Genomic DNA, 14,831 nt, shown 5'->3' on the forward strand with positions numbered 1-14,831 from the left:
TCTGAGGCAGCACCTGGCACGGCTGGGACGGAAGTCGCTGTCGTTCTCAAAATCGGTGGAGCTGCATGACAAAGTCATCGGGCATTATCTGAACATAAAACACTATCAATAAGTTGGAGTCATTACCCAGGAGGTGATGCACCACGCCCTGAATTTGAACTTAATAATCACTCTCTCTCCGGCAGCATAATCACAAACCTTGTCCCCCGCGCATCTGACGTTACCGCAACCGTGCCTTTATGCGCGACAACAATCGATTTCACTATCGCCAGCCCAATACCGCTACCTTCACCTTTTCGCTGGCGGGAAGGGTCAACGCGATAGAAACGGTCAAACAATCGCGGTAAGTGCTCGGGCGCAATGGGCGTACCGGGGTTTTCGACGGAAACTTGCACCTGATGATTGACCGTCTGGCAGCGCACTACAATAGCCTCACTGGGTGGCGTATAACGCAGGGCATTAGAAAGCAGGTTGCTTAACGCCCGACGCAGCATCAGCGGATCGCCCGCAACCTGACATTTGTCGCCAACAAACCGCAACTCCACGCCGCGATCTTCCGCTAACGCCTCGAAAAAATCGAACACTTTGCCGACTTCATCCGCCAGGTTGAGCATTTTCTTTTCGGGGATTAGCTGGTTGTTATCGGCCTGAGCGAGAAACAGCATATCGCTGACCATTTTCGCCATTCGCGTCAGCTCTTCGAGATTAGAGTAGAGCACATCTTCCAGCTCCTTCTGGCTGCGAGACTGGCTGAGGGCGATTTCCGTTTGCGTGATGAGATTGGTAATCGGCGTGCGAATTTCGTGAGCGATATCCGCTGAGAAATTGGACTGGCGGGTAAAGACATCCTCAATACGCTCGATCATATGGTTGAACGACAGTACCAGCTGTTCCAGCTCAATGGGCACGGTCTGCGGGTCAAGGCGAACGTCGAGATCTTTCGAGGTGATATTCTGGATTTGACGGCTGACGCTGCGGATCGGCGCGTGACCTTTATGTACCGCCAATAGCACGATAAAGACGATCAGGATGCTGATGACAGATGCGGTCATAATAAGTTTATTCATCAAATCATTTATGTAATGAAGATGAAAATCGATCGAAAGCGCGATGTAGAGCGTATAAATCGGTTTGCCGTCCACCAACGGGCCAACCGGCAAGTTAATCATCCGCCAGTTGCTGTGTTCCATATGCCCGTGACCGTGGCCTGGCATCATCATCGTCGGGCCGGAAAGGAGATACACCTCACCGCCCCGCGCGTCTTTATCGGGTATGGCGTCACGCGTAAACTCGCGGATATCCGGCGCACCGGGGGAGTGATACACCGTTTTGCCGTGGCTATCTGCCAGGGAAATCAACACGTTGGAATAACCACTGACGATATCTTCCAGCGTCATTAAGCGTCGGGCTTGCGTCTCGTCAGGATGATTAAGTACCCGTTCAAGGGTGGCGCTAATTTCTTTTAAATCATTAATATCCTGCTCGGCAAAATGCACTTTCACTGAGTGGATCATGATCCATGCAAAGGCGAAAAACGCCGCGATGGTGGCCAGGCTGATAAAAAAGGTCAGACGGGTTGCCAGCGAAAACGGGCGCTGAAATGGCTTACTGACCATCCGGCACCTCAAGCATATAGCCCACGCCGCGCACGGTCTGAATCAGCTTCGGCTCAAAGTCGTTGTCGATTTTGCCGCGTAGCCGCTTCACCGCCACATCAATGGCGTTAGTGTCGCTGTCGAAATTCATGTCCCACACCTGCGAGGCGATAAGCGAGCGGGGCAGCACTTCGCCCTGATGGCGGAGAAAAAACTCCAGCAGAGTAAACTCTTTACTGGTCAAAGTGATGCGCGTGCCGCTGCGGGTGACTTTGCGGCTGACGAGATCGACCATCAGGTCGGCAACCTGAAACTGACTTTCGATAATTACCGCCGCCCCGCGCCGCAGGAGAGTGCGCACCCGCGCCAGCAGTTCAGCAAAAGCGAATGGTTTCATCAGGTAGTCATCTGCCCCCAACTCCAGCCCCTTGACGCGATGTTCAATGGTGCCAAGCGCGGTAAGCAACAGAATCGGCATCCCTTTATTGGCGGAGCGTAACATGCGCACGATATCCCAGCCGTTCACGTCCGGCAGCATAATATCGAGGATTATCAGATCATAATCACCGGTCATCGCCAGATGGTAGCCATTCAGCCCGTTGTCGGCCAAATCGACCACAAAACCGGCTTCGGTTAACCCTTTGGTCAAGTATTCTCCGGTTTTCTTTTCATCTTCGACAATCAACAGTTTCATATTTCCTCCGCATGTTGCCCGGGCAATTCTAGAGTAGCGGGATCAGATGGCAATCGCTTATTGGCAAAATGACAATTTTGTCATTTTCCTGTCACCGGAAAATCAGAGCCTGGCGAGTAAAGTTGGCGGCATAAAATCATCAGAAATTATGAGCCTATGTCTCCTTGTAAACTTCTGCCATTTTGTGTGGCCCTTGCGCTAACCGGTTGTTCACTGGCACCGGATTATCAGCGCCCGGCAATGCCCGTACCGCAGCAGTTCTCACTCAGCCAGAACGGCCTCGTTAACGCAGCAGATAACTATCAGAACGCGGGCTGGCGCACCTTTTTTGTTGATAATCAGGTGAAGACGCTGATTAGCGAGGCGCTGGTGAATAACCGGGATTTGCGCATGGCGACGCTGAAAGTGCAGGAGGCACGGGCGCAATATCGTCTGACCGATGCCGACCGCTACCCACAGCTCAATGGCGAGGGCAGCGGCAGCTGGAGCGGTAATCTTAAAGGGAATACCGCCACGACACGGGAGTTTTCGACCGGCCTTAACGCCAGCTTTGACCTCGATTTTTTCGGTCGCTTAAAGAACATGAGCGAAGCCGAGCGCCAAAATTATTTAGCCACTGAGGAAGCTCAGCGCGCGGTGCATATTCTGCTGGTTTCTAATGTCGCGCAAAGCTATTTCAATCAGCAACTGGCGTATGCGCAATTGCAAATAGCTGAAGAAACGCTGCGTAATTATCAGCAGTCATATGCGTTTGTCGAAAAACAACTGTTGACAGGTAGCAGTAATGTTCTGGCGCTGGAACAGGCTCGCGGGGTGATAGAAAGTACCCGCAGCGACATCGCTAAACGTCAGGGGGAACTGGCGCAGGCGAATAATGCATTGCAACTGTTGCTGGGAAGCTACGGCAAGCTGCCGCAAGCGCAGACAGTAAACAGCGACAGCCTGCAAAGCGTTAAATTACCGGCGGGCTTGTCGTCGCAAATCTTATTGCAGCGCCCGGATATTATGGAAGCTGAACACGCGTTAATGGCGGCTAATGCCAATATTGGGGCCGCACGCGCGGCATTTTTCCCATCTATAAGCCTGACCAGCGGAATATCAACCGCCAGCAGCGATCTGTCGTCATTATTTAACGCCAGCAGCGGGATGTGGAATTTTATTCCTAAAATTGAGATCCCCATTTTTAATGCCGGACGCAACCAGGCCAATCTGGATATCGCCGAAATTCGCCAGCAGCAGTCGGTAGTGAATTATGAACAGAAAATCCAGAACGCCTTTAAAGAAGTGGCAGATGCGCTGGCATTACGTCAAAGCCTGAACGATCAAATTAGCGCCCAGCAGCGTTATCTGGCATCGCTGCAAATTACTTTGCAACGGGCGCGGGCATTATATCAGCACGGCGCAGTAAGTTATCTGGAAGTGCTGGATGCCGAACGTTCGTTATTTGCAACCCGACAAACTTTACTTGACCTGAATTATGCCCGTCAGGTTAACGAAATTTCTTTATATACCGCACTTGGTGGCGGTTGGCAGCAATAACTTTTAACTCCAGGAGAGAATAAATGAAAAAAGCACTGCAAGTCGCAATGTTCAGTCTGTTTACCGTTATTGGCTTTAATGCCCAGGCTAACGAACATCATCATGAAACCATGAGCGAAGTACAACCGCAGGTTATTAGCGCCACTGGCGTGGTAAAGGGTATTGATCTGGAAAGCAAAAAAATCACCATCCATCACGATCCGATTGCTGCCGTGAACTGGCCGGAGATGACCATGCGCTTTACCATCACTCCGCAGACGAAAATGAGTGAAATTAAAACTGGCGACAAAGTGGCGTTTAATTTTGTCCAGCAGGGCAACCTTTCTTTATTACAGGATATTAAAGTCAGCCAGTAACCCAGGTTTAATGAGATGAAAAAAATCGCGCTTATTATCGGCAGCATGATCGCGGGCGGTATTATTTCTGCGGCAGGTTTTACCTGGGTTGCAAAGGCGGAACCGCCTGCAGAAAAAACGTCGACCGCAGAACGTAAAATCTTATTCTGGTACGACCCGATGTATCCCAATACGCGGTTCGATAAACCAGGTAAATCGCCGTTTATGGATATGGATCTGGTGCCGAAATATGCCGATGAAGAGAGTTCTGCGTCTGGTGTGCGCATTGACCCGACTCAGACGCAGAATCTGGGGGTGAAAACGGCTACCGTCACGCGCGGACCGCTGACTTTTGCCCAGAGTTTCCCGGCGAATGTCAGTTACAACGAGTATCAGTATGCCATTGTGCAGGCTCGCGCTGCCGGGTTTATCGACAAGGTGTATCCGCTTACCGTGGGCGATAAAGTACAAAAGGGCACACCGCTTCTCGACCTGACCATTCCTGACTGGGTGGAAGCGCAGACTGAGTATTTACTGCTGCGCGAAACCGGCGGTACGGCGACCCAGACTGAAGGCATTCTTGAGCGGCTGCGACTGGCGGGAATGCCGGAGGCGGATATTCGCCGCCTGATCGCCACGCAAAAAATCCAGACTCGCTTTACGCTCAAAGCGCCCATTGATGGCGTGATCACCGCGTTTGATCTGCGCGCGGGAATGAATATCGCCAAAGATAACGTGGTCGCGAAAATTCAGGGTATGGACCCGGTGTGGGTCACTGCTGCGATCCCGGAGTCCATCGCCTGGCTGGTGAAAGATGCCTCGCAGTTTACCCTCACCGTTCCGGCGCGACCGGATAAAACACTCACCATCCGCAAATGGACGCTGCTACCTGGCGTGGATGCCGCGACCCGCACGCTGCAGCTGCGTCTGGAAGTCGACAACGCCGACGAGGCGCTAAAACCGGGCATGAACGCCTGGTTGCAACTCAACACCGCCAGCGAACCGATGCTGCTCATTCCGTCACAAGCGCTGATTGATACCGGCAGCGAACAGCGGGTGATTACCGTTGATGCCGACGGGCGCTTTGTACCGAAACGCGTTGCTGTTTTCCAGGCATCGCAAGGCGTCACCGCATTACGCTCTGGTCTGGCGGAAGGTGAAAAGGTGGTTTCCAGCGGCCTGTTCCTGATTGATTCCGAAGCCAATATTTCTGGCGCACTGGAGCGGATGCGCTCTGAAAGTGCTACCCATGCGCATTGAGGGAATAACCAATGATTGAATGGATTATTCGTCGCTCGGTGGCGAACCGTTTTTTGGTGCTGATGGGCGCGTTGTTTCTGAGCATCTGGGGCACCTGGACCATCATTAATACGCCAGTGGATGCGCTGCCGGATCTCTCCGATGTGCAGGTTATTATTAAAACCAGCTATCCCGGTCAGGCACCACAAATCGTTGAAAATCAGGTGACTTATCCGCTAACCACCACCATGTTGTCGGTGCCTGGCGCGAAGACTGTGCGCGGTTTCTCACAGTTTGGCGACTCTTATGTGTATGTCATTTTCGAAGATGGCACCGATCCGTACTGGGCGCGTTCGCGGGTGCTGGAGTACCTCAACCAGGTACAGGGTAAGCTGCCTGCGGGAGTCAGCGCCGAGCTGGGACCAGATGCCACGGGTGTTGGCTGGATCTATGAATATGCACTGGTGGATCGCAGCGGTAAGCACGATCTGGCCGATTTACGCTCATTGCAGGACTGGTTTCTCAAATATGAGCTGAAAACCATCCCTGACGTTGCGGAAGTGGCGTCGGTGGGCGGTGTGGTGAAAGAGTATCAGGTGGTTATCGATCCCCAGCGCCTGGCGCAGTATGGCATCAGTCTCGCCGAAGTAAAAAGCGCGCTGGATGCTTCAAACCAGGAAGCGGGCGGTTCGTCGATCGAACTGGCGGAAGCGGAATATATGGTGCGCGCCAGCGGCTATCTGCAAACGCTCGACGACTTTAATCACATCGTTTTAAAAGCCAGTGAAAATGGCGTGCCCGTTTATCTGCGCGATGTTGCGAAGGTCCAGATTGGCCCGGAGATGCGCCGGGGCATTGCCGAACTAAACGGCGAAGGCGAAGTGGCGGGCGGGGTGGTGATCCTGCGATCCGGCAAAAACGCCCGAGAAGTGATCGCCGCCGTGAAGGACAAACTGGAAACGCTGAAAAGTAGTCTGCCGGAAGGCGTGGAGATAGTTACAACATACGATCGCAGCCAGCTCATTGACCGCGCCATCGACAACCTCAGCGGCAAGTTGCTGGAAGAGTTTATTGTGGTGGCGGTAGTCTGTGCGCTGTTTCTCTGGCATGTGCGCTCGGCGCTGGTGGCGATTATTTCGTTGCCGCTGGGGTTGTGTATTGCTTTTATTGTCATGCACTTCCAGGGACTGAATGCCAATATTATGTCGTTGGGCGGCATTGCGATTGCCGTCGGGGCGATGGTCGATGCCGCTATCGTCATGATCGAAAATGCACATAAACGGCTGGAAGAGTGGCAGCACCAGCATCCTGACGCCACGCTGGATAATAAAACGCGCTGGCAGGTGATCACCGATGCATCTGTTGAAGTGGGTCCGGCGCTATTTATCAGTCTGCTGATTATCACGTTGTCGTTTATCCCGATCTTCACCCTGGAAGGGCAGGAAGGGCGTCTGTTTGGCCCGTTGGCGTTCACTAAAACCTATGCGATGGCGGGCGCGGCGCTGCTGGCGATCGTAGTGATCCCTATCCTGATGGGGTACTGGATCCGTGGCAAAATTCCGCCGGAAAGCAGTAACCCGCTCAATCGCTTTTTGATTCGTGTTTATCATCCGCTGTTGCTGAAAGTACTGCACTGGCCGAAAACCACGCTGCTGGTGACAGCGCTTTCGGTGCTGACGGTTCTCTGGCCGTTCAATAAAGTTGGCGGGGAATTTTTACCGCAGATCAATGAAGGCGACTTGTTGTATATGCCATCGACGCTGCCGGGGATTTCCGCAGCAGAGGCGGCGAGTATGCTGCAAAAAACCGACAAGCTAATTATGAGCGTACCTGAAGTGGCGCGGGTATTTGGCAAAACCGGGAAAGCGGAAACCGCCACCGATTCTGCTCCGCTGGAGATGGTAGAAACGACCATCCAGCTTAAGCCGCAGGATCAGTGGCGGCCTGGCATGACGATGGACAAAATCATTGAGGAACTGGATAACACCGTGCGGCTGCCGGGGCTGGCGAATCTGTGGGTGCCGCCAATTCGTAACCGTATCGATATGCTCTCGACTGGCATTAAAAGCCCCATCGGCATTAAAGTTTCCGGCACTGTGCTGGCGGATATCGACGCGATGGCGGAGCAAATTGAAGAGGTGGCACGAACGGTACCAGGCGTGGCTTCTGCGCTTGCCGAGCGTCTGGAAGGTGGGCGCTATATCAACGTTGAGATTAACCGTGAAAAAGCCGCGCGTTACGGTATGACGGTGGCGGATGTGCAGTTGTTTGTGACTTCTGCGGTGGGCGGGGCGATGGTTGGCGAAACGGTGGAAGGGATTGCCCGTTATCCCATTAATCTGCGTTATCCGCAAAGCTGGCGCGATAGTCCGCAGGCACTGCGCCAGTTGCCGATCCTGACGCCGATGAAGCAGCAAATCACCCTGGCAGACGTGGCCGACGTTAAAGTCTCTACCGGACCGTCGATGCTGAAAACCGAGAATGCGCGCCCGACGAGCTGGATTTATATCGATGCCCGCGATCGTGACATGGTGTCGGTGGTTCACGATTTGCAAAAAGCGATAGCTGAAAAAGTGCAGTTAAAACCGGGCACCAGCGTGGCATTCTCCGGGCAGTTCGAGCTACTGGAGCGCGCCAACCATAAGCTGAAACTCATGGTGCCGATGACACTGATGATCATCTTCGTGCTGTTGTATCTGGCATTCCGTCGGGTGGGCGAAGCGTTGCTGATTATCAGCAGCGTACCGTTTGCGCTGGTGGGCGGCATCTGGTTGCTGTGGTGGATGGGCTTTCATCTTTCTGTGGCGACGGGTACTGGCTTTATTGCCCTTGCCGGGGTCGCCGCCGAATTTGGCGTGGTGATGCTGATGTATTTACGTCACGCCATAGAGGCCGAGCCGTCGTTGAATAATCCGCAAACATTCAGTGAGCAGAAGCTGGATGAGGCGTTGTATCACGGCGCGGTACTGCGCGTGCGCCCGAAAGCGATGACGGTGGCGGTGATTATCGCCGGTCTGCTGCCGATTCTGTGGGGAACGGGGGCTGGTTCAGAGGTGATGAGCCGGATTGCCGCACCGATGATTGGCGGCATGATCACCGCACCTTTGCTGTCGCTGTTTATTATCCCGGCGGCGTATAAGCTGATGTGGCTGCACCGACATCGGGTACGGAAATAAAAGCAGGATACCCCGTTTAACCGTGTGGATTGTGTCTTGCGACGATGGGCACTAAATGTTAAAAGGTGCCCCTCAACAAAAAAGACACACAGGGGAAAGGCGTGAAAAACGCGTCAACCGTATCGGAAGATACTGCGTCGAATCAAGAGCCGACGCTTCATCGCGGATTACATAACCGTCATATTCAACTGATTGCGCTGGGTGGCGCAATTGGTACTGGTCTGTTTCTTGGCATTGGCCCGGCGATTCAGATGGCGGGTCCGGCTGTATTGCTGGGCTACGGCGTCGCCGGGATCATCGCTTTCCTGATTATGCGCCAGCTCGGCGAGATGGTGGTCGAAGAGCCGGTATCCGGTTCGTTTGCCCACTTTGCCTATAAATACTGGGGACCGTTCGCGGGCTTCCTCTCTGGCTGGAACTACTGGGTGATGTTCGTGCTGGTGGGGATGGCAGAGCTGACCGCTGCGGGCATCTATATGCAGTACTGGTTCCCGGATGTTCCAACGTGGATTTGGGCTGCCGCCTTCTTTATTATCATCAACGCCGTTAACCTGGTGAACGTGCGCTTATATGGCGAAACCGAGTTCTGGTTTGCGTTGATTAAAGTGCTGGCGATCATCGGTATGATCGGCTTTGGCCTGTGGCTGCTGTTTTCTGGTCACGGCGGCGAGAAAGCCAGTATCGACAACCTCTGGCGCTACGGTGGTTTCTTCGCCACCGGCTGGAATGGGCTGATTTTGTCGCTGGCGGTAATTATGTTCTCCTTCGGCGGTCTGGAGCTGATTGGGATTACTGCCGCTGAAGCGCGCGATCCGGAAAAAAGCATTCCAAAAGCGGTAAATCAGGTGGTGTATCGCATCCTGCTGTTTTACATCGGTTCACTGGTGGTTTTACTGGCGCTCTATCCGTGGGTGGAAGTGAAATCCAACAGTAGCCCGTTTGTGATGATTTTCCATAATCTCGACAGCAACGTGGTAGCTTCTGCGCTGAACTTCGTCATTCTGGTAGCATCGCTGTCAGTGTATAACAGCGGGGTTTACTCTAACAGCCGCATGCTGTTTGGCCTTTCTGTGCAGGGTAATGCGCCGAAGTTTTTGACTCGCGTCAGCCGTCGCGGTGTGCCGATTAACTCGCTGATGCTTTCCGGAGCGATCACTTCGCTGGTGGTGTTAATCAACTATCTGCTGCCGCAAAAAGCGTTTGGTCTGCTGATGGCGCTGGTGGTAGCAACGCTGCTGTTGAACTGGATTATGATCTGTCTGGCGCATCTGCGTTTTCGTGCAGCGATGCGACGTCAGGGGCGTGAAACACAGTTTAAGGCGCTGCTCTATCCGTTCGGCAACTATCTTTGCATTGCCTTCCTCGGCATGATTTTGCTGCTGATGTGCACGATGGATGATATGCGCTTGTCAGCGATCCTGCTGCCGGTGTGGATTGTATTCCTGTTTGTGGCATTTAAAACGCTGCGTCGGAAATAAGGCATTCACGCTACATCCGACAAAACGATGTCCGCTCTCATCCATTCGATGAGAGCGGTTTTTTTAATTACTGCTTAAATGCACCCGCCAGAGAGCGAATATCATTGCCGGTTGGCGACTGATGAAGTCGCAGACCAAACTCTTCGACAATCGCAAATATGTGATCGAATATATCAGCCTGAATGCTTTCATATTCCAGCCACACCACGGTGTTGGTAAACGCATAGATCTCGAGCGGTAAACCGTTATCACCTGGAGCCAGTTGGCGTACCATTAAAGTCATATCTTTACGAATCCGCGGATGGTTACGCAGATATTCGTTCAGATAGGCACGAAAGGTTCCAATATTGGTCATTCGGCGCAGGTTTAATATCGACTCCGTAGAACCTTGCTGGCGATTCCACTCATTAATTTCCTGATGGCGGCTGGTTAAATAAGGCTTTAACAAATGCGCTTTATTCAGACGTTGCATTTCGTCTTCATCAAGAAAACGAATACTGGTGACATCAATACTGATACTGCGCTTAATACGTCGCCCGCCAGATGCTGACATCCCGCTCCAGTTTTTAAAGGAGTCAGAAACCAGAGACCAGGTGGGAATAGTGGTAATGGTATTGTCCCAGTTACGCACTTTGACGGTGGTTAACCCAATATCGATCACCGCGCCATCCGCGCCGTATTTCGGCATCTCCAGCCAGTCGCCCAGTTTCAGCATATCGTTCGCGGAAAGCTGAATACCTGCCACCAGACCAAGAATCGGATCTTTAAAAACCAACATCAGCACGGCAGCCATTGCACCAAGACCGCTGATCAGAATCGCTGGCGACTGACCAATCAGCAGCGAGATCATCAAAATGCCGACCAGAATCGCGCCGATCAGTTTAATCCCCTGAAATATCCCTTTCAGCGGTAACTGAGATGCCGCCGGGAATTTCTGCGCCAGATTCAAAATCACATCCAGCAACGAGAAGACTGAAAGCAGCGCATACATCATGATCCACAACTGCGCGCAGGTAGTCAGAATATCTGCCGCTTCGGTGCCTTTTTGCAGCCAGAATACCGCCTGAATATTGACGATAATCCCCTGCAGGGTAAAAGCTAAACGGTGGAAGAGTTTATTCTGGGTAATGATTTGCAACCAAAGCCGTGAACTGGCGATGGCACGTTTTTCGAAGGTCCGCAGTACCACCCAATGCAAAATAATATGCACCACGACGGCGGTCAGAAAAATAATACCGAAAATCATCACCATCGAGGTGGTGTGATCGATCTCAATACCCGCTAAATCTTCAACCTGGGATATTAAATCCTGCATAACGTCTCCTTTATACAACAGCAGCCTATGATGACGGCTGAAACAGGGTTATGCAAATCAGGAGAATCTGAGGGGAAATAGCCGGGCAGATGCCCGGCAAGAGAGAATTACACTTCGGTTAAGGTTATGTTTTGCGGCAGACGAGATTTCGGCAGCGTAGCGTTAAAATCTTCAACGCTGTGATGACCTACCGGAACAACCACCAGACTGGTGTAGCCTTTCTCTTTCAGACCAAATTCTGCATCGAGGATGGCGGCGTCAAAACCTTCGATGGGTACCGCGTCCAGACCCAGCGCCGCCACGCCGAGCAGGAAGTTACCGACGTTGAGATAAACCTGTTTTGCCATCCACTCTGCATCATCATGCAGATCTTTACGGTGCATATCAGCGAAGAACTTGCGACCTTTATCGTTCGCGGCTTTCGCTTCCGGCGTGGCAAAGCGGCCATCAGCATCTTCCTGGTCAACAACCAGCTTCAGCCAGGCATCGTCCATCGCGGTTTTTGCACAGAACACCACGACGTGCGAGGCATCAAGTATTTTACGTTCGTTGAACACATAATTACCGGCAGCGGATTTGGCAACACGCGCTTTACCTTCTTCCGTGCTGGCAACAATAAAATGCCACGGCTGGGAGTTGGTGCTGGATGGGCTGTATTGCAGGAGAGTTTTGATCTGCTCGGCCTGTTCCGGGGTAAGTTTTTTACTGGCATCAAATGCCTTAGTGGAATGACGCTTTAAGGCGACAGAAATGATATCCATAAAGACTCCATGTGAAAGTAATTTTGCGTGCCAGCAGATTACAAGGTTCAACGAGAAATGGTAAGCGAGAAAAATGCGCTATAGATTTCCGCTTTAGCCTGGACGCACTCTTTTTTGATCGCGTTTAGCCAGACCATCAACCACCAGATTCCACGAATCGTTGATCAGATCGCGAAGTAACGCTTCGGAGATTTCCTCGCCGGGATACACCGAAATCCAGTGCTTTTTATTCATGTGATACCCTGGCTTAATGCTCGGGTATATCTGCTGATTTAACAGGGATTTTTGTGGATCGGACTTCAGATTGATAAAGGGGACGCCGCGCAGCTCCGACGACAGCATAAAAATTTTGCCGCCAATTTTAAAAACATCGAACTCCGGGCCAAAAGGCCAGCAAAGCTCGACAAAGGGTAACTCAAGGGCCAGGCGTTTCGCCGTTTCGTGCAGTGATTGCTTATCCATAAACGTTCCTTTAGGCGAAGGAGAATAAGCAAAGTATGCCGCGAAGTACGGCGATAATCGACGTTTAATCCGCCAGCGAGAACCAGCGTCGCCAGATAAAGCGCAGAACAAAATACTCAATAGCGCCCAGCACTAAAAACCACAGACAAAACAATAAAGTGTAAAGCTGGCTAAGATCCATCAGATGGAACATGGTCACCAGTTTTTGTGCCAGCGTCAGCCCCAGTGCGGGGGCGGGCAGCAGCAGGCAAGAGAGGAAAGCCATCAGCAAAATGCCTGCTGCGGTAGTCAAGGTTTCTAAAGGGTGTTTCATAACATTGTTAAATGTAAGTTAAAACACCATTGTCAGGGATATTCTTCTGTAAGGCAATTCCCTACTTAGTCACCGGCCCAGATCTCACAATGCTTTTTCACCAGCCCAATCAGCGAGCCACCATCGGCGACGAAATCGCGCATCAGCTGCGCTTCATTCAGACCGCTGACGACCTGGCGATGCAGGGCCTCAATCGCGCTCGATGCACCCATTTTATGTGCGGAAGGGGCGATTTTTTCCAGCAATCGCAAGGTATCTTCCGTTAGCGGTCGACGATCGCCAGTGTGCGGATCGGTAATGACGCCTTCCAGCCCATAGCGGCAGGCCTGGAAACGGTTGAATTTATACAGCAGGTAATCTTTCTCCTGATGTTTAAACGGGCGTTCCGTCAGTAACCAGTGGGCGGTGGCCTGAATTAATCCCGCCATATTTACCGCGTGGCTAAGGGTTAACGGGGTATCCATCACCCGAACCTCCACCGTGCCAAAATGAGGACTGGGGCGAATATCCCAGTGCAGATCTTTAATGCTGTCGATCATCGTGGTGTAACTCAGGCAGCGAAACAGGGCTTCAAATTGTTGCCAGTTACTGACCCACGGCATCGGGCCATTATCGGGAAAGGCGGAAAAAATATTCGGTCGTGAGGAGGCAAAACGCGTATCCGTTCCCTGCATATACGGCGACGCGGCGGAAAGGGCGATGAAGTGCGGCACAAACCGTGACAGGCCGTGCAGCAAATAAATGGCGTCATCGCCACTGGCGCAGCCAACATGGACATGCTGACCAAAAACGGTCGCCTGCTGGATGAGATAGCCAAAGTTTTCCAGCGTTCGTTGATAGCGTTCGTTTTCGCATACCTCCTGACGCTGCCATTTCTGAAACGGGTGCGTGCCACCGCCGCAAATTTCCAGATGATGGTCTGCGGCTGCCTGCAATACGACTTTCTGCATCGCTGAAAACTGCCCGGCAGCCTGGTTGATATCACGGCAAACATCCGTCGCCAGCTCCAGCATACTTTCGGTGATATCGTGCTTTACCTCTCCGGCCGTGATCTCATTTTTAACCGCGTCAATCAGCATTGAAGAGTCCTGGCTTAAGTCATAGCCCGGCGGATTAACCACCTGCATTTCCAGTTCAATACCGAGGGTAAAAGGTTCAGAAACATGAAAATCGGGTAATGGCATAGGTTTCTCTTAAGTTGGCGTTTTCTATTCAGTATAGAAGTCGGAGCGGCTGGGCGAGATGCGGAAGTTCTGGAATGTTTCTTTTTTTGGTGATGGTGACTGAAGCAATTTGGCTACTTTTGCAATGTGACAAGTTATGGCACGGCTGGCTGGTGGCGAAGAATTTTGACGATTGAGGCATGCAGAAAAAAACGGGTTCAGCTTCAGTTGATCAAATGGGGAGTGAGAAGTCCGAAACAGGACTTACTGTATAAATAAACAGCTATTTTGCTAAGCAAGGGTAAGATAACTGCGGGTGCCTGAAGCTTTCCGGTTTCAGGTTTACTCTGAGGTCTGGAAAGATGAAGCCCCAGGACGATATTTCTATCAACCCTGGGGCTACCTACCCAAACCTGAACAATTTGGATGGTAGTCCCTTCTTCGCATGGAGGCAATATAAACATGCTGACGAAATATGCCCTTGCGGCAGTCATAGTGCTGTGTTTAACGGTGCTGGGATTTACGCTTCTGGTCGGGGATTCGCTGTGTGAGTTCACCGTAAAGGAACGTAATATTGAGTTTAAGGTTGTTCTCGCTTACGAACCGAAGAAGTAGCCGTTGTGCGGGGAGCAATCCCATAAGCGCTAACTTAAGGGTTGTGGTATTACGCCTGATATGATTTAACGTGCCGATGAATTACTCTCACGATAACTGGTCAGCAATTCTGGCCCATATTGGTAAGCCCGAAGAACTGGATACTT

Annotated in this window: 16 protein-coding genes; 8 read left to right on the forward strand and 8 right to left on the reverse strand. The window is 51.9% G+C overall.

The genetic code is table 11. The features are described from left to right. Window positions 1-112, forward strand: a 112-nt coding sequence (locus tag ACJHXA_RS22780) for an IS1 family transposase (RefSeq protein WP_001691633.1), incomplete at its 5' end; no start/stop codon positions are given. A gap of 55 nt (window positions 113-167) precedes the next feature. Here ACJHXA_RS22780 and cusS read toward each other — a convergent pair. Then, window positions 168-1,616, reverse strand: a complete 1,449-nt coding sequence (gene cusS, locus ACJHXA_RS22785; RefSeq protein ID WP_000253830.1) for a Cu(+)/Ag(+) sensor histidine kinase CusS — start codon at window positions 1,614-1,616, stop codon at window positions 168-170. Continuing rightward, the gene (gene cusR, locus ACJHXA_RS22790) at window positions 1,606-2,289 is read right to left on the reverse strand and encodes a copper response regulator transcription factor CusR (RefSeq protein WP_000770941.1); all 684 of its coding nucleotides are present in this window, start codon (window positions 2,287-2,289) and stop codon (window positions 1,606-1,608) included. Before cusR ends, cusS begins: the two co-directional genes overlap by 11 nt. A 156-nt stretch (window positions 2,290-2,445) precedes the next feature. On the opposite strand from cusR, the gene cusC reads away from it, so the two are divergent. The 5 genes from cusC to pheP all read left to right on the forward strand — a co-directional run bounded on the left by cusC (window position 2,446) and on the right by pheP (window position 10,056). After that, complete coding sequence (gene cusC, locus ACJHXA_RS22795) at window positions 2,446-3,828, forward strand: Cu(+)/Ag(+) efflux RND transporter outer membrane channel CusC (protein ID WP_000074237.1); 1,383 nt, start codon at window positions 2,446-2,448, stop codon at window positions 3,826-3,828. Window positions 3,829-3,851: 23 nt separating this feature from the next. Beyond that, on the forward strand, window positions 3,852-4,184 hold the full coding sequence (gene cusF, locus ACJHXA_RS22800) for a Cu(+)/Ag(+) efflux RND transporter periplasmic metallochaperone CusF (RefSeq protein ID WP_000709879.1): 333 nt from the start codon (window positions 3,852-3,854) through the stop codon (window positions 4,182-4,184). 15 nt (window positions 4,185-4,199) lie between these two features. After that, window positions 4,200-5,423 carry a Cu(+)/Ag(+) efflux RND transporter periplasmic adaptor subunit CusB gene (gene cusB, locus ACJHXA_RS22805; RefSeq protein ID WP_000717162.1) on the forward strand — a complete coding sequence of 408 codons (1,224 nt, stop codon included), beginning with the start codon at window positions 4,200-4,202 and terminating at the stop codon, window positions 5,421-5,423. Window positions 5,424-5,434: 11 nt separating this feature from the next. Next, on the forward strand, window positions 5,435-8,578 hold the full coding sequence (gene cusA / locus ACJHXA_RS22810; protein WP_283512371.1) for a Cu(+)/Ag(+) efflux RND transporter permease subunit CusA: 3,144 nt from the start codon (window positions 5,435-5,437) through the stop codon (window positions 8,576-8,578). 101 nt (window positions 8,579-8,679) lie between these two features. Continuing rightward, window positions 8,680-10,056 (forward strand): phenylalanine transporter, encoded by a 1,377-nt coding sequence (pheP, locus tag ACJHXA_RS22815; protein ID WP_000786320.1) that lies wholly within the window; start codon window positions 8,680-8,682, stop codon window positions 10,054-10,056. 67 nt (window positions 10,057-10,123) lie between these two features. On the opposite strand, the gene ybdG is transcribed toward pheP, so the two are convergent. The 6 genes from ybdG to ACJHXA_RS22845 form a co-directional block, all read right to left on the reverse strand. Further along, window positions 10,124-11,371 carry a mechanosensitive ion channel YbdG gene (gene ybdG / locus ACJHXA_RS22820; protein ID WP_001153146.1) on the reverse strand — a complete coding sequence of 416 codons (1,248 nt, stop codon included), beginning with the start codon at window positions 11,369-11,371 and terminating at the stop codon, window positions 10,124-10,126. A gap of 107 nt (window positions 11,372-11,478) precedes the next feature. Continuing rightward, window positions 11,479-12,132, reverse strand: a complete 654-nt coding sequence (gene nfsB, locus ACJHXA_RS22825) for an oxygen-insensitive NAD(P)H nitroreductase (protein WP_000351464.1) — start codon at window positions 12,130-12,132, stop codon at window positions 11,479-11,481. Window positions 12,133-12,225: 93 nt separating this feature from the next. Continuing rightward, window positions 12,226-12,594: an MmcQ/YjbR family DNA-binding protein gene (locus ACJHXA_RS22830; RefSeq protein WP_000360951.1), complete on the reverse strand. Its 369-nt coding sequence runs from the start codon at window positions 12,592-12,594 to the stop codon at window positions 12,226-12,228. Between the two features lie 64 nt (window positions 12,595-12,658). After that, entirely contained in the window at window positions 12,659-12,907 is a 249-nt protein-coding gene (locus ACJHXA_RS22835; protein ID WP_000682518.1) for a DUF1158 domain-containing protein, read from the reverse strand. Between the two features lie 65 nt (window positions 12,908-12,972). Beyond that, window positions 12,973-14,091 carry a YbdK family carboxylate-amine ligase gene (locus ACJHXA_RS22840; RefSeq protein ID WP_001130622.1) on the reverse strand — a complete coding sequence of 373 codons (1,119 nt, stop codon included), beginning with the start codon at window positions 14,089-14,091 and terminating at the stop codon, window positions 12,973-12,975. A gap of 203 nt (window positions 14,092-14,294) precedes the next feature. Beyond that, on the reverse strand, window positions 14,295-14,564 hold the full coding sequence (locus ACJHXA_RS22845; RefSeq protein ID WP_009008364.1) for a hypothetical protein: 270 nt from the start codon (window positions 14,562-14,564) through the stop codon (window positions 14,295-14,297). On the opposite strand from ACJHXA_RS22845, the gene hokE reads away from it, so the two are divergent. Both hokE and ACJHXA_RS22855 read left to right on the forward strand, forming a co-directional pair. Next, the gene (hokE, locus tag ACJHXA_RS22850; protein ID WP_000956456.1) at window positions 14,533-14,685 is read left to right on the forward strand and encodes a type I toxin-antitoxin system toxin HokE; all 153 of its coding nucleotides are present in this window, start codon (window positions 14,533-14,535) and stop codon (window positions 14,683-14,685) included. The two genes, ACJHXA_RS22845 and hokE, sit on opposite strands and share 32 nt — an antisense overlap. A gap of 76 nt (window positions 14,686-14,761) precedes the next feature. Further along, window positions 14,762-14,831: hypothetical protein (locus ACJHXA_RS22855; RefSeq protein WP_223277024.1), on the forward strand; the 70-nt coding region annotated here is incomplete at its 3' end.

The sequence above is a fragment of the Escherichia sp. WS33 genome (assembly GCF_046486385.1).
Classification (GTDB): Bacteria; Pseudomonadota; Gammaproteobacteria; order Enterobacterales; family Enterobacteriaceae; genus ECMA0423.